Genomic DNA, 19,425 nt, shown 5'->3' on the forward strand with positions numbered 1-19,425 from the left:
GGCGGGCCGCCTGGCCGGCGCCCGCCCCTCCTCGGGTCCGACCAGGCGGCGCCGAACGTCCGCCCGTGACGGGCTGGACGCGCCCTGGGGGTGCGCCGCCGCCCCGCACCGGGGGAATCCTGGGAGATCCGCGGCGACGCACCATGAAAAGTATGGCAGGGCACTACCATAGATCGCTATAGGTCAATATAGATTCTCCGCGCTTTCTGTGGCGTTCGATAGCACTTTGTCGCCGACTCGCAATCCGGCCGCATATATCTAGGGCGAGCTGTGGTCTGTCATGCTGATGCTGTGGCCGATGACGAACACCCCGACTACGCCGCACTGGCTAGGGAGACCAAGGAGCGGCGCCTGACGCTCGGGCTGTCCATCAACGCGGCCGCGAAAGCCGCTGGCAAGATGAGCCCCATCACGTGGAGCAACGTCGAAAAGGCCAGATCGGCGCGGGACCTGACGTACACCAGGATCGAGCGAGTACTTGGCTGGGCTCCCGGCAGCGCCGTCGCGGTGCTCGCGGGCGGCTCGCCCGCGCTCGTCGCCCAGGACGAGCCCGTCGATGACGCCGGCGCCGTGCGCTTCCCAGACGACCCGATCTTGCAGCACCTGTGGGACACGCCAGATCCAACCCTGACCGAACAGCAGCGAATGGCGCTCGTTCAGCTGTACCTGGCGGTGAAGCGGACCGCCGACCGGGCTGACGTCGACAATCAGGCCAGAAGCAAAGTAGCTACACTACGTGACGCAATGTAACCGTTTGATCTCATATCGTGGCAATCGCTTGCCTGTCATGGGGTTGGAGCGGTGGGGTAAGCACACCCTTCTCGCGTCTTGACGCATCCTTCAGTGCTGCGCACACGATCAGGCGGTTGTTCGGTGACAGAAAGTGACGACAAGAGAACGTTACGAGACCTAATCCAGCACGTCGCTGCCCGTCTCCAGGGGATCCGGCACGGCACACCCCCCGTGACCGACCTGACCAAGCAGCTGGATTTACGCAAAGAGATCGACGACCTGCACGACAAGGTCCACGGTCTCCAAGCCGCCCTTGATGCGGCGGTCAACCTTCACGAGATCCCGATCGAGCTCTGCCATACGCTTCGTGCACCCGAAGACGAGATCCACCCCGTCGAGTTCACCATCGACAAACATCGCGTCATCGCGGTGCTCCAGCCGCTCGGCAGCACCGCGCCCAACCGGGAAGTCGCCGTCTGGCGGGAACTACTGGCCATCGCCAAGGAGCCACCCGCCGCAGGCGAACATCTGCGAAGTATGGACCCGGCCCTCCTGGTCATCCGGATGGACAGAGCAGTGCTCGTGATCAACACCGTGCATCCGCGTCCACTGGCTCGGGCCGCAATCCGGATGACGCGTACGGGCGCCGCCCTGCCGCTGCCGATCGCCTGGTTGCACTACCAGGGTCGCAAGCATCCGACCACGGTGACCATCGCCGTGCTCATGGCTGGGACCGCAGCAGCAACGATCGCGCTGGCGCTGGTCAACTCGCAGGGACAGCTTCATGCCGGTCCGTCGCCCACCGCGACGCCGCCATCGGGGATCGTCGCCGAATCGCGGCTGCCGACGTTGAGCCCACCGGCCACCGGCTCGCCGGCCGCGACCCCGCCGGCCACGATCGACCCTTACACCAGCAGGCAGACGCCCGCAGCGACCACGCCGTCCTCCGACACCAGGCCAGCGGATGAGGACATCCGACCGACCACGTCGACCTCTGCCGAGCGTACGGCGGAGCCCACTCCGGACACTGGCGAGCCTGACGCGGGTCCGCCGGATGACGGTCCGCCTCTCGTGCCGGAACCGTCGAATGGGCAATCGGACCGGCCTCAGCCGAAGTCCACCCGGTCCGCAACGGCTCCCAAGACCGAGACACCTGACTCCGGCCCGTCGACGCCCAAGCCGTCGACGTCATCACCCGGCGACCCGCCAGGGCGCGAGTGCGGGTTGGTCGACACGGTGATCAATCTGCCGGTCGTGGGCGTCGACGTGTGCCTTTGACCGTTCGATCGACGTTGGAGGCCCCCACCCGCGCTCGGATGGGGGCCTGGACTTCGTGAGCGTGCCCATGTTGGCGGCCGACGGGTGCTCTGCGAAGCCCGACAAGGTCGGGCGCCCCGCGCTGGCAGCCCTGGCCTTGCCCGCCTGATGTTGCGACATGACTGAAGTTGTCTTGTGGATTTCCATGTTTCGGTGGCATCCGGCGCCTATGCCTGGGACGAATAGGTATCAGAGGGGGTGACGTCCTGCCCGCACCACGGTTCGGATCTGTGAGATCCCAGGGCGCCGCCCCCTCCCTCATCGCGTGACCGCTGCGACGCCTCTAGCTGGAGCGATCTCCGCCCGTATCCTCTTTCCCTTGGGTTCCTCAGCAGGGGTGGCGACGGAGATCAACTGCGGCTCCGGTCGGGCCTGAGTGGAGCAGGCCACGCCCGATCCGGCCAGATGAGGTAGGTGATGGTCACCGGAACGACGATGGCGGGGACGGCGAGCCACAGCGGCAAGTCAGCTTCCGCCAGGGCCGCGCAGGCCCCCAGTGAAGAGCACTCCCGCCATGGTCAGCAAGATCGCACCGTTGAGTGCGCGGCGAGGCTTCGAGAGGTTCATGCGATGGGTGTCCTTCGTCGTGAGGGGCCTCCGGGCACTTTCTACGGGGGCACGCCCGGAGGCCCCTGTGCGGTCCCCGGCCGGGCCTATGCCAGGGGTTGAGCGCGGTCTCCGAGAGGCCAACCGCGCTGTGGGCCGGCCCCGCTTCAGGAACGAGGGAGGGTGTTACCTGAAGCGGGAGTGCTTAAGGCGCGCGCCCCGGTGGTACCTGTGGGGGGCGCGCGCCGGCCCCAGTCAGTCGTCCGCGTTCACCAACCCCTCCGATGGCGAGCGGAGGACTGACGGGAGTCTCAAGGGGCCGCCGATGGCGTAGCCTCCGAAGGCTGTCCGGATGCGAGGAGCCCGACGACGCCTCCCGGCCGAAGTCACGCGGCGCGTTGCCGTGCTCGTCCGTACGGCGGTCAGGGGCAGATACGCGGCCCGCGGATGCTCGCCTCGCTGGGTCGGCCCATACGGGATGATGATCACTGCGGCATCGCCTCTCGGTCCAGGGCAATCAGCGTGGTCACGGGCGGTTGCGCTGGATCAGGGAGCCGTTGGCTCCAGAGCCAGAACCTTGGAGATCTGCTCGGCCGCGAACTCGATATCGTCAGCGGCGGCAAGGTGCTCTATCTCACCTGACGCTCCGGCGGTAGCGACTCTGTCGCCTCGCCACCACCAGTACCAGGCCATCCCCATGGGCAGGCTGTCGGGCTGCTGGTTCTTGTCCGGAAGCAGGACGACGATCTGGGACAGGCCCGGGAACATCCGCATGGCCTGCGCTCGTTCCTGGGGGGTCAGTGCGCTGTAGTCGGGTTGCTGGATGAATCTGACGATTGTCTCGGCCACGGGGGCGGCCTTCAGGCCGCGCCGCTCGGCGGCGTTGATGAGCTGCTGGACCTGCGCCGCAGGGCTAGGGGGAACCTGCGGAGTCTCGGCCCTCAGCTGTGAAGGGATCATGTGGCATCTTCCGTGCGTTTGCAGGGAAGGTCCCCTTCGATCGCTGTCTGGCCGAGGGCGCTCGCGCTACATCTGTGACCCGGCCGCAGCGATGTGGACCATGAACTGACCGTAGAACGAGTCTGTACCTTGCGTCACTGGTAATTCCAAACCGGTTCCCCCGGAAGTACCAGTGAGTGTTATTTCTCCTGGTCAACGCTTAGTAGGTGAGTGCCATTTCGTCGGCCAGAGATCGGATCTCCTCATTGAGGCTTCTCCGCCGGGCGATGATCTGCCGCAGGATGTCGCGGGCGTAGCGCTGGGTGCGCAACCATTCGGGGCTGGCGTGACGCAGCTGCGAGAGCACATTCCATGCTTCGGAGTGCCGCCGGGTGGCGACGAGCGCAGCCGCGGTGTCGAGCTTGTGTCGGTTGCGGCTGGCGGAATTCGCGTAGGGGACGCGTGCGGAGATGCGGTCGGCGATGGCCAGGGCGCGCTCTGGCTGGTCGAGGATAACTGCGGACTCGGCCGCGATCATGCTGACGGTTACCGGGCCGAACGTCCGGGCGGTCGAGGTGTCCGACAAGGTCTCCCGGCCGACCCGGACTGCTGCCGCGCGGGCCAACTGCAGGGCGTCCTCGGCCTCGCCTGGCCGGTTATCGCGCACGCCGGCGTTGGCAATGCCGAGGAGTAGGCGCCCCCACAAGCACAGCTCGGCGTTCGAGGCGCGCGAGAACCGTGGCTCCATGTCGTCTGCCCACCGGATGGCCAGGGCACGGCCTTGGTCGAGTTCGCCCTTCCGCAGGTGAAGCCATACCTGCGTGTTTACGGCGGCGGCGGCGTCCAAACGGTCGTTTGCCAGGTCAATGGCGCGGCTCAAGGCGACCTCGGCCAGGTCGAACTGGCGCATTTGCACCATGAGCCAGCCGGTGGCGTTCAGGACGCGAGCCTGGGCGGTACGGCCTTCGCCGTTGAGGGCGTCCGCGTCACACAGCAGCTCCGGCAGGCGGTCGGCGATGTCGCGGTAGAGGTTGTCGGCCAGCAGCGGCACGATCTCTCCGAGTGCCTCCAGGACGCCATCGACCGTTGGTTCGTCGTCCGGCGGCGGCAGCTGTCCGAGCAGCGCGAGCCGGGTCTGCTCCCAAGGCGCGAGATCCACGATGGGCATCGGGTCCTTCCTGGAATCGTCACCCTCGGCGAGCAGTTGGGTTGTGGAGACGCGCAGCGCGACAGCGAGTTTGCGGACGGTTTCCAGGCGCACATCGACGTCGGCGCCCTGCTCGATGGCGGCAATCCAGCTCTTCGAGACCCCGGATAGTTCCGCGAGCTGGCGCTGGGACAAGAGCCGGCGCTTTCGGATCTCCCGCAGCCTTATCGAAAGGGTGTTCGTCGTGCTACGTTCAGTCATAGCCCCGCCCTTCCTGGCGACCTCAGCAATCCCAGGCTAAGCGTGCGGGGCTTACTCGTCTGCGATATCTCGCCGGACTGGCCTCCCGCCGAGCCCCTTGAATCGCTGCGGCCCGAGCGCCACCGTCGCCGCATGCTCTTCCGGATTCATCCGGCCTCGTCCGGGATCGCTCCGAACATGAAACAGGAGTCGCGTCTGCCCGCTGGGCGGCTACTCTGTGGGCGTCCGGCGAGTCCGGGCAGCAGGCGCGGGTGGCGCGTCGGGTTCGGCCCGTCGGAGACCGGCTAGGGGGCCGGTGTGCGGCGGGCTGTGCTCTCTGCCGGCTCTGAACATGGCGATGGCCCAGACCCGGGACGCAGCGTGCTGATGACAGCCTGCCGGTGTTCCCGGGCCCAGGCCATGGCAAGGGCCATGCGGATGGGAAGGCGCTGCCGACTCTATGCACAGCGCCCGGAGCTACAAGTCACGACGCGCCGGTGCGCAGGCGGGCGACTTCGGCGTCCTCTCGTATCCGTCGCTCCGCGGTTTCCCGTCGCATCAGTTCGGGGTCACTGCGCTGGATGTAGCGCAGCGACGACCGGCCGATGCCGAGGCGGCGCTCCACCTCGCCACGAGCGCCTTCACGGTAGCTGCCGTCTGGGTTGAGCAACAGACGGCGGACCTTCTCGTAGTGGTCGGCCAGGGCATACTCGGCCGCGTCGCGGGTGTCCTGACGGCGCTGCAGGGACGCGTAGGCCTCGTCCCACTCGGCCGACGAGAGCGGCTCGTTCTGAGGCTGGGACATGATCGAAGTGTAGGGGTTTGGTTGTGCTACGACCACGCGCTGTCACCATGCCTCAGGTCTGTGGATTGCCTCACCGCGCAACCCCTCCTGATTGGCCCGGCTGGTCTTCATTTTCGTCTTCGAGTTCGTCGTCCCTGACAACTGACCCGGCGAGCGCGAACAGTGGTGTCCCCTGCTCCTTTACCCGGGTCTGACCCCAGCGCGGAGACATGTCGTAGGCGCGGGCGAGTTCGGCGCCGCGGCCCTGCAACTGGATGTCCTGCTCCCTCGCCAAGTAGACGGTGATGCGAGCTCTCGCGAGCTTTTGCCGGTCGTCGAGTCGGGCCAGTTCTTCGGCCGAAGGGAGCGCCGGCAGTTCGGGCAGTTGATCGTCCTCGTCGGGTTCTTCTCGGTCTCGATCATCGTTGTCCTGCGGCGGGTCCTCATCACCGTCCAGCCCTTCGATGGATCTTGGGTGTCGAGGGCTGCCGAGGACCGCGTCAGCGATCGTGTCTGCTGTGGCCACGTGCCCGTATGCGCTCAGCAGGTCGGCACGGACGCTTTCCAGGAGCGCACGCGTGCGCTCCTGCTCGGCGTCCGTGCGCATCGCCATGGCGGTCATGCGCACGGTCTCCTCCTCCGCCTTGGCGAGCGTGCGCACCTTCTCCGCGTCGGCCACGGCGGTGGCGCGTGCCTGTTCCTGTTCGTGCGCCCATCCCTCGACGCACGTGCGCCAGTCGCTGACGCCCTCGCGCACACCCCACCGGTAGGCGTCCAGCGTGGGCCGGAACCACAGCACCCAGCGCAACGGCGGGAAGTCGGGTGCGCGCGGCGGTACGACGCCCGCAGCGTCCAGTTTGTCCGCGTGGATGTGGCGGGAGTACATCCCCCACAACCAGGGCGACATCAGACTGCACAGCGCCACCCCAGCGGCCATCGGCGTGGGCCACCAGTCGTCGGCGACGGCGGCGTAGTTCACGATCGCCATGTAGAGCGCCAGCGCGTAGCTCGCGCACCGCTTTCCGCGCGCTGGACGGCCGCTGATGAGCGCCTGGTGGCCGATCCAGCCCACTGCCAGAGCGATGCATTCGAGAACCCCGGCCTTCGTCCAGCCCTCCCACCCGTAGCCGTAGGCCCTACCCTGGCCTGCGATCGCCACGAGGTTGACTCCGACGAACGCCGCGGTGACGAACGTCCTCCCGGTGAGCGCCGCCCGTGCCTTGCGCATCAGGTCGTGCTCGTGCGCACGCCGGGATTGCTCGTGCGCACGTTCCTCTGCGGCGCGGCCGGCCTCCAGCTTGCGGTGCGCATCGCGTAGCGGGGCAAGTTCCAGCTCGGACCTCAGCTTGCGCTTCTCCGCGGCTGCTTGCGCCTTGTCTGCGTCGGCGTGCGCCTGAGCTTCGGCGGCCTGCGCACGGGCTCGCTCGGCGAGGCTGTCGGCGTGCGCACGGTCGATCCGTGCCTGCGCTTCGGCTGCGTCGGCGAGCGCAGCAAGGCGGCTCGCTTCAGTCGCTTCAGGGCTTGTGCGCCACAGCTTTCGGAACATGTCGAATCCTCGGTGATCGGTTTAGAGGGTGACGGATGCCAGGACGACGCAGGCCCACCGCAGGATGCGCAAGATGCGCGGGGTCGCGGAGCGGGTGGCGGCGTACAGCGTGGAGACCACGGCCAGGAGGAAGGCGGTCACCGTGAGCGCGCTGGCGAGGCTGAGGATGGCGATGGAGTCGCAGCGCAGAGCGAACTGCCCGGCGGCGAACGTGGCCGCGGCGGTGAGCCCGGTCTCCAGCCAGGCGACAACCAGGCGCCTTCCGCTGATGTGGTCGGCCTGCGTGGGGAGTGACTGCACGAGGTTTGCGTCCCTTTCCGTTGGGGTGTTGGGGTCTGCCGACTGTTGGGGGGTAGGCCGGGAAATCGCTGCCCAGGGTGGGGGTGTGCGTTGGGCCCCACACCCCCACAGCTGGGGCGTTTGCCCATGTCAGGGAGTGTTGGGCCCAACGTTGGGGTCCCACGTCGGCCCGTGGGGGTGTGGGACCCTGCCCGCGGGTGCGCGGGCGCGGGGTGTGGGGGTCATGCCGACCATCTGGCGACCTCCTCTGGGACGTGCTGGACGCCTTCGCGGATGCGCCGGGCGGCTTCCTCGAACGCGGTCCGCTCGTAGCCGCGCAGGGACTTGCCGCGCCTCTCGAACGGCTGCGAATGGGATCGGACGCCGATGGCGCGCAACAGGTCGCCGAGCTCGCGTTTGGTCAAACCGAGCGCGGCCGCGAGCTCGACGGTGTGCATGCGGTTGGTGTGCTGCTGGTCCATGTGCTGCAGGCAGGCGCGGAGTACGGGCGGCAGATCACCCAGCCGACCAAGAGGCATGGCGTCGGTGGCCTCCAGCTGGTGGACCTGTTCGGCGTGCAGCGGAGGCTGCGCACGGTCGGGGGCGAGGTTGTAGCGGGCCAAGATGCCTTCGACCCCGCCGGGAATGACCGACAGCGATGGAATGCCGCCCGCGGCGGGCGCGGCCGGGGTGCTGGGTTGCTGCTCGTCGCGGAGGCCATGGCGCTCGAGGAACGCGTCCGGCATGGGGACGAGTTCGGCGCCAGGGGTGAAGCGGGCGCGCATGCGCTCCAACCTGGTCGCGTACACCTCGCCGGCGACCGCGATCCCGGCCGCGTCCAGCTCAGGCCGGTGGTTGGCCACGTGGATCGCGCCCTGGCGGATCAGCGAGGGGCGCAGGTTGCCAGCCTTCCAGGGCCGGATCGGTGCCTCCATCGTCTGGATGAAGCCGGTGCCCTTGCCGTGGAGGTCGTCCAGGGTGAAGGGAAAGTGCCAGCCGTAGAGGTAGTTGTACTCGGCGTGGTCCTGGACGAGCATGCCGATACGCAGCGACGCCTGTTTGACGATCTGCGCCGCGAGCATGTCCTGGGTGGCGCGCAGACTGGAGACCAGGACGTTGCCGGCGCCGTCGCGGCCGATGCGCTGGGCTTCCTCCAGGTTCTCGCGCAGCCGCCGCTTGAGCGGGTCTCTGCTGTTGGGGGCGAGTGCTTCGGCGCCTTCGTCGACTAGGAGCTGAATCGCGGGCGGCGCGGTGAGCCCGTCACCGACGGGCATCAGACCGACGTCCTGGTCGATCTTCAGGTGGGCGTAGGTGGTTTTGCGGTCGTGCAGGATATCCAGGAACACCTCGCTCATGGCCAGGCCCTCTTCGAGGTCGGCGGCGGCCCAGTCGATCGCTGGCCGGTCGGTCACGCCTTCGATCCACGGGCGGAGCCATGGTTGGCTGAGGCCGCCGCCGTTGAGGTCCATGTGCCAGACGATCGCGTCGAAGCACATGCCGCACTGCCAGGTCAGGCCGTGCAGGCAGGTCGTCTTTCCGCTGCCGCGCATGCCGATGACGACGGCGGCGGCTTCGCGGAGGCTGACGAGGACGGGGGTGCTGTCGCGGTGCTCGCCGAGCGGCTTGGGCTGGTTGATCGAGGTCATCTGCAGCGTCCCAGGCCAGTCGACGTCCTGGGTGAGCCGGTTGACGGTGGCGACGTCGATGGCGAACATGCCGCGCTGGCCTCCGCGCCGGATTTCGACGCCGCAGCCGTTGGGAAGGCGGGCGGCGTCGGCGAGACGGTCGCAGTTGGAGGCTGAGCCGAGTTGCTTGAGGCTCATCGTCAGGGGCAGCACGCCGTGCAGTGTGAACCCGGCTCCGGTGTCCCAGTAGGTGACCTCGGTGATCCGGACTGCGCCGCCGGTCACCTGCAGGATGAGGTTCTCCCAGTGTTCGGCGAGCTTGGTGGTCTTGCGGAGTACGACGGAGCGGCCCTTGGATGTGGATGTCTTGGGACCGGCCTCGAAGAGCGGGGCGAGGGCGCCGGCGACGACTCCGGCGGCGGCGATCGTGTAGAAGACTCCGGGGGTGGGCTCGGTCAGCTGGACGTATGACACCCAGCCACCGGCGAACAGGGAGCGCAGGAGGCGGAAGACCAGCGCCGGGGAGGTCGCGTTCTTGAGCATGCTGCGGACGACCGAGCCGACGCCTGCGCCGACCGTGAGGAAGGCGCAGTAGTACGGATCGACGTCGGCGGCGTGGCCGGCCACAGCAGCGGCCGCCAGCGCGAGCACGCCCACGGAGGTGCCGGATGTGGTGCCGCGCGAGGTCAGCGACCAGTCGGCCGATGGCTTCGCTCCCTCCGCCATAGGACTCCTCTCGCTTTACGGCGGGCCGGGTTGGGCAGGCAGGTCAGATGTTCCACATCCACTCGCCCGCGCGCGGCAGGAGCCGCCGCCGGATGTCGTCCTCGTGGATCTGCGAGAAGGCGGTCTCGATGGCCGTGGCGTAGTCCGACGCGCCGGCCAGATGCGTGGTGAACTCGCCTGCCATATCGATGATTCGCGGGTCGATCGGGTAGCCGTTGCTCAGGTTGTTGAAGTAGAGCTGTACGGCGGCGGCGACGTTGCCGGGGAACTGGTGCAGCTGTTTGAGATCGGCTTCTACGTACCACATGTCCGGTGGCAGGAAGCGCTGCACGGAAGTGATCATCTCGGCGGAGATGACGACCAGCGGCGACGCCAGGTTGTTGGGGGCTGCGTGCTGGGTCATGGACGGTGGCCTCCTGGGGAGTGGCGCCGCTGGCGCCGTCGTTGTGGATGTGCTGACGGGGACGCTGGTCCCGGGGCTTGCGGGAGCAGGGGCGGCGTCAGCCGCTGTGGCCGGGTTCGCGCCGGGCCGCCTCAGCGGGCTGCTGATCCAGACGAGTGCGGCCATCGCGAGTGCGAGCAGTTCGGATTCCCAGCCGTGGTAACGGGCGCGTAGCTGCGCCGCTCCCGCCCGGTATCCGTGGGCGCGGACGGTTCGCCATCCGGTGGAAAGGCGGCGTCCGGTCCTGGCGTCGATCCACCGCATGAACCGGCGGCTGTTCCGGCGACCGAGATGCAGGGCTCGACGGGTCAGGAGCTGGGCGTCGCTGGTCATCCGCCTGTCGAGGTTTCGACCACGACGTAGCGAGCGCGAGAAGGCCTTATGGATGGACGGGGCAAGGTCTTCGGCGACGGCCTCGGTCAGTTTCCGGTCGCTGTCGCGGACCTGGCGTGCGAGTCTGCGCAGTGCCGTACCCCGTCTGCGCCAGGTGCCGGCGTCTGTGAACGATGTCCTGGTGGCGCGTGACCTGTCACCCGGCGGTTTTGGTGCGCCTGGCCGGTACGAGTCTGCGGGGAATCGCATCTTGCGCTTGCCCGCTCCAGGGTTCGGCCAGCTGCCACCTGTGGTGCTGGTGGCAGCGCCGCCCTTTCCGGGGCGACCAGGGGGCCGGATCCCGCGACCGCGGAGCAGCCCGTCGGCGGTGAAGGGGGCGTGGCCGCTTCGGGAGTTGCCAGCGGAGCGTCCGCGCCGATTCGGTGCGCCCTTCGCATGGTGATTCGTCTTGACTCCGCGGCGGCTGGAGGCGGGGCCGAAGCTTGCGCGAAGAGGAGCGGGGCCAGTCGTCCGGCCGCCGCGGTTCGTCCCGCCCGTCGGGAGCCGACCTCGGGGTCGGCTCCACGCTGTTGGAGTCGTGGAGCCGCGTCCCGAGGTCGCCGCAGGGCGGCGCCTCTCGGGGGAGGTGCGGTTGCTCTGCGGTGTTGGCGGGTTGGTCAGGCGGTGGCGGTAGTAGCCATAGCATCCAGCTGCGCCGGCCGCACCGGCCGCGATCCAGTAGACCGCGGTGACGCCTGCCGACTGGATCAGCCACCAGCCGCCCAGGACGAGCAGCGAGCCGGCCCCCAGAGCGATCTGTCCGGCTGGCAGGCCACGCTCCTGAACGGCTTCGAGGTCAACATGCTCGCCGTCGCGGTCCTGCTCGGTGTTCAGGACCTCTTCGTCGTCGAGCGAGTCGCTGCGGGCGGTTTCATCACTGTCCGGTTCCGCTGGGGTAGCGATGGCTTCGGTAGGCCGTTGGGGGGCGGTAAGGCGCACGCTGGCACTCTCGGGAATGTCTCCCATCGCATATGCGTCATGTGATTCAGTCGCCACTGTCTCCTCCTAGGTGGCAGTGTGCAGCATCCTACACAGCCAGCTCATGAAGATCGGCGAAACACGTCGGTCCGGAGTGCGACGAGGGCCCCGTCGTTCCATGTGCGGGAACGGCGGGGCCCTCGGGTGCAATGGGGAGGCTGGGGTTGCGGCCTGGCGCTATCCGGCGGCGACGAGGCGTCCCTCGGGGGCCTGATGGGCGGCTGCGGCGCGCGCTTGCTGCTCGATTACCGAACGGCCCGAATCAAGAACGGACGTTTGCGGCGAGGGGGTTGAGGCGACTTGGGGCAGCGGGCCACCTGGGGGCTCGGCGGGGTGCCAGCCGCGCACCGCGCCGAGAGGACAGGCGAACGTCTCGGCTCCATGGTCGTCGAAGAAGGAAAGGATCAGGCCCTCGTGCAGCAGTTTGTAGCCGACGGCGCGGACCTCCTCCGATCTGATGGCCGGATCGATGAACTTCAGGACCCACTTGATCATGAGCATTTCTCCCTCGACTTTCCGGTCTGCGTGTGGCGCTCGCGGCCATGGCCGGCCAGGAGAGGTTAGCGACCGGGTCATGCGCCCGCAGGGGTGACGTCGCGAACTGTCCCTGCACTGCTGTAGCTGACTACATACCGTACATACGCAATGACATTAGGTGACTGCTTTCGGGAAAGCAGGTCCTTTGCCAGGGGCAGCGAGCACCGCTGGTCAGGACGAAGGAATGAGTGGGAGCGCGGCCGTCCCCACCCGCGAGGGCGAAGAGGTCGACGGCGTCGGCTGGTGTTCGATCGGCTGGATCATGGCGTCCCACAGGGTGACCGTCAGCATCAATCGTCCCGCCGCGGAGACCGTGTCGGCGAAGGAGCTCACCGGCAGCCCCATCTCCCGAGCCAGATCGGCCGGCCTCCAGGGTGGGCCGTACCCGCTGGTGTCGATACGACGAACCAGCGCCGGCGCGGGCTCCTGTTCGAGCAGCTGCGGCTGGGCGAGTTCCGCGGTGATGTCCGCGTGCCGGTTCCATCCGGCGGCGTAGCCGTAGGCGTGCCCAGCGGCCATCGCCGTGACCGGCACGGCTGGTTTCCAGGTCGCGGGCTGGCCGTGACGGCGCAAGAACGTCGCCAGAAACGGCTGGTCGTGCTCGGGATAGAGCGTGACCGGGTGTGCGTCGAGCAGGAACGACGCCAGCTGCCGGGTCACCTCGGTCAGCGATACTGGCCGATGGCTCAGCAGTTCGGTGTCCATCGCGACGGGTTCGGCGAGACCGCGATGGCGGTCGTAGAAGCCAAGCCGGTGGAGGGCGGAACCGTCAGCGCGCTGCAGCTGGGCGACCGGCAATTGCCAGTGGCACGTCACGTCCCGGCTGTGCTGTTCGGCACGGCGTAGCCGTACGGACAACTCCCATATCTCGTGGGAGTCCGGGGAGGTCCCCGTAGTGCTCATCGCGACAAACGCGAGGTTGGGCATCGAGTCGTCACTTTCGTCTCGGTCGTCGAAGTCGATGAGGCGGGTGACGTCGAGCACTCGGCCGGGCGGGTGTGTGACCCGGATGGTTGTCCGCTTCGGCGTCAGGCCGCACAGCTGAAGGCCACGCCAGCCGATAACGCGCATGGGCGCTGCCGTGTCGTGGATGACGTCGTCTCGCCGAAGCGTCCAGACAGGTCGCCGACGCCGGACCGCCCGGCTGGTCATCGACTCACGGCAGGTTCGCGGACGCACACGTCGACCTCTCTGGACGGGCTGGGATGAGGTTCGCGGCGGAGGGTCAGGCCCCGGCTACGAATGGGGGCCATTGTGGGGTCGCCGTGGGAGGAAGGGGCGCGGATTCCGGAACTGCCCTGCAATTTTTACCGAACGGCTCGATGGCGAACGGTGCCGAACGCATCCATGATGCTCAGACCGTCGCACGGCCGGGTGCGGGGCATGCGAAAGGCCGCGGAGCTCGTGCAGGCTCCGCGGCCTTCGGCGTGTCGGGCCCGGCCGGAGAGCCGGGCTGTGGCGATACCTCGCAGCTCACGCCACGGCGGGGTAGACGAGCTCAGGGGCGTCGTCGGCTCCGAAGACGCGAGCTGCTGCCTCCACCAGGTCGTCGCTCATCTCTCCGGCCGGATCGCTGTCCGCGAGGTCCGCGATGCGTGCGGCGAGGCGCTCGACGTCTTCCACAGGAACCCTCCGTGTTGCATGGTGCGGTGAGGGCAACCCATTGGGCGATCTCCCAGGGATCGACGTCGCCCAGCGTATGTGTCACATCACGCTCCGCGCAGTGGAACGCGCGGAAACGGAGGTCTACACCTTCCACACCCAGTTGAGCCGATCGAGGTCCAACCCGGTGAATCCAACACGAGTTACAGGGCCGACCGCGACGTGATCGAGTACGACGCTGACCAGGTCTCGCTTCCGCTCCAAGCTTGCGTCCTGCCACCACCGGGCCAGTTCCACCGGGCCGAGCCCTTGCGGGAGGTCGGCCAATCGGTGGTTGGTGGCGATCTGGCCGCGAAGTTTCCGGATCTCCTCTTCGGCGGTCTTCTCGATCGTCTGCATCGCCCTCTTGGACATCTGGCCTCGCGTGTAGTCGCGTGCGGCGGAGTCGAGACGGTCCTCGTAGGCCTTGATCTGGTCCAGGATGTCGCCCTCTGTCTGCGAGTTCATCGCCGCCTGAAGCCGGCGGGCGACGGCGGGCGAGGCGAAGCGTGACAGCACGCGGGCCGCCACCTCCTCCTCGATCGGCTCGGCGGCGACGCGAATCCGGCCGCAGCCTCCGATCGGTGGAGCCTTCCGGCAGACGTAGCCGCGCGCTCCGCTGTTGCTGGGCTGGGACTGCAGCGGTTTGCCGCAGCCGGGAATGCCGCACACCAGGAAGCCGCCGAGCAGATACTTCCGGGCGCCACTGCCGCCGCCGGTACCGGCCTTGCGTGAGGGGTCGGTCAAGATGGCGGCCAGTTTGGCCTGTGTCTCATCGTCGATGATCGCGTCCCACTTGCCGTGGGCGACCTTGACGCCGTCGACGGTGCGCCAGCCGGCGATCCGCGGGTTCAGCAGCGCGCGGCGCAGCGTGACGGCCTGCCAGGCTTTGCCGGTGCTGGACAGGATGCCGCGCCGGTCCAGGTCGACCACGATGGAGCGGAGGCTATCGCCGTTGATCACCCGCTTGGCGGCGTCGCGAAGCACCTCGGCCTCAGCCTCGATGATGGTCGTTCGATCAGTGTCGTAGCCGTAGGGACGCATGCCGCCGTACCAACTCTCGCCTTGTTCTGCTCGTTGCCGATTCGCTGACCGCTGGCGGGTCGCCTTGAGCTCGACTTCGCGCCTGGCCGCGGCCGCGTCCATGCGAGCAGCCATACGCCCGTTGGATGTTCTGAGGTCGATGCTTCCGTGGACGGCAGCGAAGAGGGTGCCCAGGTTCTCTGCGTATTCGCAGAGGTATTCCAGTTCCATGGGGTGTCGTGTGGCGCGGTCGAGGTGCCAGCAGCCGACCGCGTTGATCTGGCCTGTTTCGATGTCCTTGGCCATGCGCGCGTACTGCTTGCGCTTTTTCCGGCGGTCGGAGGCGCTCACGTCGTTGTCGCAGTAGATGTCGTAGATCACGCCGTGGGGGTCCAGACGGGTGATCAGCTCGCGGACCTCCGTTTCCTGTCGGATAACGCCCAGACCTGCACCGACACGATCTAGGGAGATGCGGACATAGACGCCCCAGACGCGGTCGGTGAGCGGGAGGTCCAGCCAGGAGCCGCCCCGAACGATCACAGGGCATCGCTCGACAGCGCGTGGGGCCGGCGAGGCTTCGGCCCGCCTGCAGGACGGTGGCGGGATGCAGCTTCGACGACCCCCAGGGTCAGGGCCAGGCGTTCCTGGGTGACCTCCTGGCCGGACTCGGCCAGGAGGATGACGATGCCGCGGGTGCGGAGCGGCGCCAGCCGGGATGTGACCTCGGCGTGCTGCCAGCCGAAGCGCCGTAGATTCCACGCCATTACGCCGCCGAACACGCCCTCTTCCGCTTGCCGAACGAGTTCGGCGAGTGCCGGGCCGGGCTGCCCCACGTCGGCGAAGGCCGCCGCGGCGTGGCCGTCCAGCTGGCCGACGTAGTTCTGCAGCATGGCGTGCTGCCGTTCGATGGACCGGCTATCGTCCCCGCCAGCACGCGCATACAGAGCCCAGGAGAGCCCTGCGTGAGGGTGAGGGTGCGGAGGGCTGGGTTCGGGGCTCTGTGTGGCGCTCAGGGCCGTCTGGAGCCCTTCAGGGAATCTGGTCGTCTGTCTCCCTGACGCATCGCTGTCTGCTCCTAGGCCGTGTGACGCTGGAAGCTGTGTGTGCCGAGCGGTTCCCATCCGCGACACCCCTTCCCGCTCTGCGGTCTCGTGCCAACACGAACGCCCGGCAGGCCGGGCAGCTCCATTGATACGACGGAGCTTGTCACAGCCGCGATTGTTGACGCCGCCATATAGGGGAAGCATTCATGCTGACCTCGCGCCGAGAATACGACCGAATGCCATAAGAAGCCAGTCGCGGACTGTCCCCGCATCGGGGGTGGCGGCTCCGATCGGCCTCGACGGGCCTCATCGCCGCTGGTGGAGCCTATATGGTTCGGTGAGGATCGTTCCGCCGGTCGACCACCGCTATCCCCACATGGGCTGACCTGCCAGGCCCATCGATGTACGCCCCCGGTTCCTGTGCTGCTCCGGGGGCGTACGCCGGTTCGGGAAGGGCTCAGCCGACCGAGGCGACCAGCGGCTGCACCCGGCCCTCGTAGGGGTCCACGCGGTTCAGGGCCGCGCGGGTGATGGCCTTGACCTCCGCGTCGGTGAACTCGTCGGTGAGGGGGATCCCGAGCGCCACGAACAGCGCCCTCGCCTCCTCCACCGTCGGCGCCGCGCTCAGCCGGGTCGCCAGGTGCAGCGGCAGCAGCTTCGTCTGGTCCAGGCTGTTCTCCAGCTCGACGTACCACGGGTTGTAGTGCGGGCTGTCGCGCGGGATGGCGAGCGCGGGGAACTCCGGGCCGCGCTGCGTGATCACCAGGTGGTGGGAGCTCAGGTCGCAGCGGAACAGCGAGATCGCGCTGGACAGGCCGATCTTGATGTCGAGCAGCTGCCGGTTGCGCTGCAGGTACCAGCACGCCGACAGGATCGTGGCGTAGACGTCCTTGCGGGTGCCGAGCGAGCTCCAGCCCTTCTCCTCCGCCCCGTCGCCCGACAGGTTGCGGTGCAGCTCGGTGTAGGCCGAGCAGAGCGGCTCGTTCGTCGGGTCGAGCAGCTCCAGCAGGAACCGCAGTTTGCTGCGGGTGCGCTTGGCCCGCTCGACGCACTCGGGCAGGGTCACCGCCCTGATATAGGTGCCGGTGCCGCCCTTGAACAGCCACAGGTCGCTGGCCGCGCGCGCCTCGGCCAGCACCCGGGTGATCGCCGGGCCGCTCAGCGACTTGACCGAGTCGCCGCTGGCCAGCAGCCGCCACATGCCGTCGGTGGTGCGGGCCAGGCCGCTGATCTGGTCGGCCACCTTGCCCTGCCTGGACCTGTCCCTGATCCACACGAACGCCAGCACGGCCAGCACCGGCAGGATCAGCTTGTCCGCCTGGCCGTCCTCCAGGATCTCCATCAGGTCGAGGACGCTCACGGCGGCGGCCACGAGCAGCACCACGCCGAGGTCCACATTGGTCACCGCGGCGCGTAACCGCGCCATCAGGGTCGCCATGATCGCTTCCTCACTTGCCGGCGTCCATGCAGGCCGAGGTCCGGCATCTCGGGGTGATTCTTCCAAGATTGCTGGAGCGGCGGGGCGAAGTCCAGCGATGTGCCGCGGCGGTGGCACGTGGTGGAACGGGGCGGAACGCCTTTTCCGGTGAGGGCGCACAGGGCGCCCACACCGGAGGTGCAGCATGTCGATCAAACGGGGGGCCGCCGTCCTGGCCGCCGCCATCGCCTCGGCGGGACTCCTCGCCGCGGCGCAACCGGCGCAGGCCCAGACCTATTTCAAGATTGTCAGCTTCGCGGGCGGCATGTGCCTGCAGCCCGACCCGTCGGTGCCGGCCAGCTCCGACGCCCGGATCTTCCAGGCGCCGTGCAACGGGAGCCCGGGCCAGAACTGGCTGCCGCTCCAGGAGAGTGGCAGCAGCACGACCTACCGCTTCGTCAACCAGCGCACGGGCTGGTGCCTGGAGGCCAGGGAGGGCGCCGTGAACCTCGGGCGGGTCGACCAGTGGCCGTGCAACAGCATCAGCAACGAGCGCTGGGTCTGGCAGGGCTCCTTCAACAACGCCACGCCCAGGCAACTGCGGTCGGCCGTCAGCGGCACCCGTACGCACTGCCTCGACGTGCCGGGCGGGTCGCCGGTGGTGCCCGTGACCGTCTTCCGCTGCAACGGCAGCGCGGCCCAGCAGTTCTTCATCCGGTCATGAGGACCTGGCCCGCCGGTACCACTCGTGCAGCGGAGCCGGGTCCTCCGGCGGGGGCCAGTCGTTGACGGTGGCGAGCAGGGTCAGGTAGCGGGTCCAGCGGGGGTCGGCGGCCGCCTCGGGCAGCGGGGGGTGTGCCGCCGCCAGGGCCCTCGCCTCCGGGGAGCCGGGGTCCATGCCTTCCGCCATGGCCCGCCGTACCAGGGAGCGGATGGTCGCGACGGTGCCGGGGCGGGGGACGGTCGCGGACGGTTCGTAGTGGTCGGAGAGCAGGCGTACGGCGGCGCGGAAGCCCGGGTCGCCGATGAGCTCGGCCAGCTCGACCCAGGCCTCGACCTGCTCGGGGCCGGGGTCGTCGGGCAGGTCGGGGGTCAGGGAGCGGCGTACGCCCGCGGGCACGCCGGCGAGCGTCGCGTCGAGGAAGTCGTCGATCAGCCGCCGCCGCTCGTCCTCGGAAAGCCTGGCAAGTTTGTGCATGATGTCCATCTCCTCAGGGGTGGATCCGCGCCTGGCGACCGCTCTCAGCACCGCGCGCCGCAGCCGCAGCGTGCGCATCTGGACCTCCAGCGCCTCGGCGTGCGCGGCGGCGACCTCGGGCAGCGACAGCTCCCTGTTCACGACCCTGCGGATCGTGGCCAGGTCGAGGCCGAGCTCGCGCAGCGTGCGCACGAGGTCCAGGCGGGCGACTGCTGCGAGGTCGTAGAGCCGGTAGCCGGCGTGGCTGCGTCCCGACGGCGGCACGATCCCCTTGTCGGAGTAGAACCGCACGGTCTTGACCGTCAGCCCGGTACGGCGAGCGAGGTCGCCGATCGTGTAGCCGTCCATGCCGTTCACCCTCGTGCCTCCCCTTGGTGGAGACTCAAGCTATGTCAAAGGTCCTGATCACCGGGATGTCCGGCACCGGCAAGTCCTCCGTCCTGCGGCTGCTGGGCGAGCGCGGTCACCGTACGGTCGACACCGACTACGGCCCCTGGAACCACTGGGTGACCGGCGCGGACGGCGAGCCGGACTGGGTCTGGCGCGAGGAGGCCATGGCGGAGTTGCTGGCCGGGCACCGGGAGGGCGCGCTGTTCGTCTCCGGCTGCACCTCCAACCAGGTCACCTTCTATCCGGACTTCGACCACATCGTCCTGCTGAGTGCGCCCGCCGACGTCATCCTGGCCCGCGTCGCCGCGCGCACGGACAACCCCTACGGCCGGCGTCCCGAGGAAAGGCAGGCGATCCTCGACAACCTCGCCCAGATCGAACCGCTCCTGCGCAAGGGCGCCACCTTGGAGATCGACACCCGGGCGCCGCTGGAGGAGGTCGTCCGCCGCCTGGAGCGACTGACGTAAAGAAAAGTAGACATGATGTCGAGTTTGTTTTACCTT

The 19,425-nt window shown here is 68.4% G+C and carries 18 protein-coding genes; 4 read left to right on the plus strand and 14 right to left on the minus strand.

What is annotated here, in order from left to right; genetic code table 11:
- The first annotated feature begins 291 nt into the window (after nucleotides 1-291).
- Both ACIBEJ_RS00905 and ACIBEJ_RS00910 read left to right on the plus strand, forming a co-directional pair.
- Nucleotides 292-750: a helix-turn-helix domain-containing protein gene (locus ACIBEJ_RS00905; protein WP_397180486.1), complete on the plus strand. Its 459-nt coding sequence runs from the start codon at nucleotides 292-294 to the stop codon at nucleotides 748-750.
- Between the two features lie 213 nt (nucleotides 751-963).
- Nucleotides 964-2,010 carry a hypothetical protein gene (locus ACIBEJ_RS00910; protein ID WP_397180487.1) on the plus strand — a complete coding sequence of 349 codons (1,047 nt, stop codon included), beginning with the start codon at nucleotides 964-966 and terminating at the stop codon, nucleotides 2,008-2,010.
- A 1,131-nt stretch (nucleotides 2,011-3,141) separates the two neighbouring features.
- On the opposite strand, the gene ACIBEJ_RS00915 is transcribed toward ACIBEJ_RS00910, so the two are convergent.
- From ACIBEJ_RS00915 to ACIBEJ_RS00975, 13 genes are all read right to left on the minus strand, one after another.
- On the minus strand, nucleotides 3,142-3,555 hold the full coding sequence (locus ACIBEJ_RS00915) for a hypothetical protein (protein WP_397180488.1): 414 nt from the start codon (nucleotides 3,553-3,555) through the stop codon (nucleotides 3,142-3,144).
- A gap of 199 nt (nucleotides 3,556-3,754) precedes the next feature.
- Complete coding sequence (locus tag ACIBEJ_RS00920; protein ID WP_397180489.1) at nucleotides 3,755-4,942, minus strand: helix-turn-helix domain-containing protein; 1,188 nt, start codon at nucleotides 4,940-4,942, stop codon at nucleotides 3,755-3,757.
- Nucleotides 4,943-5,405: 463 nt separating this feature from the next.
- Nucleotides 5,406-5,726: a hypothetical protein gene (locus ACIBEJ_RS00925; protein ID WP_397180490.1), complete on the minus strand. Its 321-nt coding sequence runs from the start codon at nucleotides 5,724-5,726 to the stop codon at nucleotides 5,406-5,408.
- A gap of 70 nt (nucleotides 5,727-5,796) precedes the next feature.
- Nucleotides 5,797-7,251, minus strand: coding sequence for a hypothetical protein (locus tag ACIBEJ_RS00930; protein WP_397180491.1), 1,455 nt, complete (start codon nucleotides 7,249-7,251; stop codon nucleotides 5,797-5,799).
- Between the two features lie 21 nt (nucleotides 7,252-7,272).
- Nucleotides 7,273-7,551 carry a hypothetical protein gene (locus ACIBEJ_RS00935; protein WP_397180492.1) on the minus strand — a complete coding sequence of 93 codons (279 nt, stop codon included), beginning with the start codon at nucleotides 7,549-7,551 and terminating at the stop codon, nucleotides 7,273-7,275.
- Between the two features lie 221 nt (nucleotides 7,552-7,772).
- A complete protein-coding gene (locus tag ACIBEJ_RS00940; protein ID WP_397180493.1) occupies nucleotides 7,773-9,881 on the minus strand; it encodes a hypothetical protein in 2,109 nt (702 codons plus the stop codon).
- A 43-nt stretch (nucleotides 9,882-9,924) separates the two neighbouring features.
- Nucleotides 9,925-10,284 carry a hypothetical protein gene (locus ACIBEJ_RS00945; protein ID WP_397180494.1) on the minus strand — a complete coding sequence of 120 codons (360 nt, stop codon included), beginning with the start codon at nucleotides 10,282-10,284 and terminating at the stop codon, nucleotides 9,925-9,927.
- Between the two features lie 1,566 nt (nucleotides 10,285-11,850).
- Nucleotides 11,851-12,168 (minus strand): hypothetical protein, encoded by a 318-nt coding sequence (locus ACIBEJ_RS00950; protein ID WP_397180495.1) that lies wholly within the window; start codon nucleotides 12,166-12,168, stop codon nucleotides 11,851-11,853.
- Between the two features lie 213 nt (nucleotides 12,169-12,381).
- On the minus strand, nucleotides 12,382-13,281 hold the full coding sequence (locus ACIBEJ_RS00955; RefSeq protein WP_397180496.1) for a hypothetical protein: 900 nt from the start codon (nucleotides 13,279-13,281) through the stop codon (nucleotides 12,382-12,384).
- Between the two features lie 402 nt (nucleotides 13,282-13,683).
- Entirely contained in the window at nucleotides 13,684-13,833 is a 150-nt protein-coding gene (locus ACIBEJ_RS00960; protein WP_397180497.1) for a hypothetical protein, read from the minus strand.
- A 123-nt stretch (nucleotides 13,834-13,956) separates the two neighbouring features.
- The gene (locus ACIBEJ_RS00965; RefSeq protein ID WP_397180498.1) at nucleotides 13,957-15,414 is read right to left on the minus strand and encodes a recombinase family protein; all 1,458 of its coding nucleotides are present in this window, start codon (nucleotides 15,412-15,414) and stop codon (nucleotides 13,957-13,959) included.
- Complete coding sequence (locus ACIBEJ_RS00970; protein WP_397180499.1) at nucleotides 15,411-16,121, minus strand: recombinase family protein; 711 nt, start codon at nucleotides 16,119-16,121, stop codon at nucleotides 15,411-15,413. Before ACIBEJ_RS00970 ends, ACIBEJ_RS00965 begins: the two co-directional genes overlap by 4 nt.
- Nucleotides 16,122-16,374: 253 nt before the next feature.
- Nucleotides 16,375-17,355 carry a hypothetical protein gene (locus ACIBEJ_RS00975; protein ID WP_397180500.1) on the minus strand — a complete coding sequence of 327 codons (981 nt, stop codon included), beginning with the start codon at nucleotides 17,353-17,355 and terminating at the stop codon, nucleotides 16,375-16,377.
- A 184-nt stretch (nucleotides 17,356-17,539) separates the two neighbouring features.
- Between ACIBEJ_RS00975 and ACIBEJ_RS00980 the strand changes: the two genes are divergently transcribed.
- Complete coding sequence (locus tag ACIBEJ_RS00980) at nucleotides 17,540-18,058, plus strand: RICIN domain-containing protein (RefSeq protein ID WP_397180501.1); 519 nt, start codon at nucleotides 17,540-17,542, stop codon at nucleotides 18,056-18,058.
- On the opposite strand, the gene ACIBEJ_RS00985 is transcribed toward ACIBEJ_RS00980, so the two are convergent.
- Complete coding sequence (locus ACIBEJ_RS00985; protein ID WP_397180502.1) at nucleotides 18,053-18,880, minus strand: MerR family transcriptional regulator; 828 nt, start codon at nucleotides 18,878-18,880, stop codon at nucleotides 18,053-18,055. The genes ACIBEJ_RS00980 and ACIBEJ_RS00985 overlap by 6 nt on opposite strands.
- A gap of 41 nt (nucleotides 18,881-18,921) precedes the next feature.
- On the opposite strand from ACIBEJ_RS00985, the gene ACIBEJ_RS00990 reads away from it, so the two are divergent.
- Nucleotides 18,922-19,389, plus strand: a complete 468-nt coding sequence (locus tag ACIBEJ_RS00990) for an AAA family ATPase (protein WP_397180503.1) — start codon at nucleotides 18,922-18,924, stop codon at nucleotides 19,387-19,389.
- The last annotated feature ends 36 nt before the right edge of the window (nucleotides 19,390-19,425 follow it).

The sequence above is a fragment of the Nonomuraea sp. NPDC050790 genome (assembly GCF_044456745.1).
Taxonomy (GTDB): Bacteria; Actinomycetota; Actinomycetes; order Streptosporangiales; family Streptosporangiaceae; genus Nonomuraea.

Excerpts from the sequence above, each read along its gene's own strand:
- ACIBEJ_RS00930 (WP_397180491.1), bottom strand. The coding sequence starts at position 7,251 with ATGTTCCGAAAGCTGTGGCGCACAAGCCCTGAAGCGACTGAAGCGAGC.
- ACIBEJ_RS00980 (WP_397180501.1), top strand. The coding sequence starts at position 17,540 with ATGTCGATCAAACGGGGGGCCGCCGTCCTGGCCGCCGCCATCGCCTCG.
- ACIBEJ_RS00975 (WP_397180500.1), bottom strand. The coding sequence starts at position 17,355 with ATGGCGACCCTGATGGCGCGGTTACGCGCCGCGGTGACCAATGTGGAC.
- ACIBEJ_RS00970 (WP_397180499.1), bottom strand. The coding sequence starts at position 16,121 with ATGCTTCCCCTATATGGCGGCGTCAACAATCGCGGCTGTGACAAGCTC.
- ACIBEJ_RS00945 (WP_397180494.1), bottom strand. The coding sequence starts at position 10,284 with ATGACCCAGCACGCAGCCCCCAACAACCTGGCGTCGCCGCTGGTCGTC.
- ACIBEJ_RS00990 (WP_397180503.1), top strand. The coding sequence starts at position 18,922 with ATGTCAAAGGTCCTGATCACCGGGATGTCCGGCACCGGCAAGTCCTCC.
- ACIBEJ_RS00915 (WP_397180488.1), bottom strand. The coding sequence starts at position 3,555 with ATGATCCCTTCACAGCTGAGGGCCGAGACTCCGCAGGTTCCCCCTAGC.
- ACIBEJ_RS00920 (WP_397180489.1), bottom strand. The coding sequence starts at position 4,942 with ATGACTGAACGTAGCACGACGAACACCCTTTCGATAAGGCTGCGGGAG.
- ACIBEJ_RS00955 (WP_397180496.1), bottom strand. The coding sequence starts at position 13,281 with ATGCGCGTTATCGGCTGGCGTGGCCTTCAGCTGTGCGGCCTGACGCCG.
- ACIBEJ_RS00950 (WP_397180495.1), bottom strand. The coding sequence starts at position 12,168 with ATGATCAAGTGGGTCCTGAAGTTCATCGATCCGGCCATCAGATCGGAG.
- ACIBEJ_RS00925 (WP_397180490.1), bottom strand. The coding sequence starts at position 5,726 with ATGTCCCAGCCTCAGAACGAGCCGCTCTCGTCGGCCGAGTGGGACGAG.
- ACIBEJ_RS00985 (WP_397180502.1), bottom strand. The coding sequence starts at position 18,880 with ATGGACGGCTACACGATCGGCGACCTCGCTCGCCGTACCGGGCTGACG.
- ACIBEJ_RS00940 (WP_397180493.1), bottom strand. The coding sequence starts at position 9,881 with ATGGCGGAGGGAGCGAAGCCATCGGCCGACTGGTCGCTGACCTCGCGC.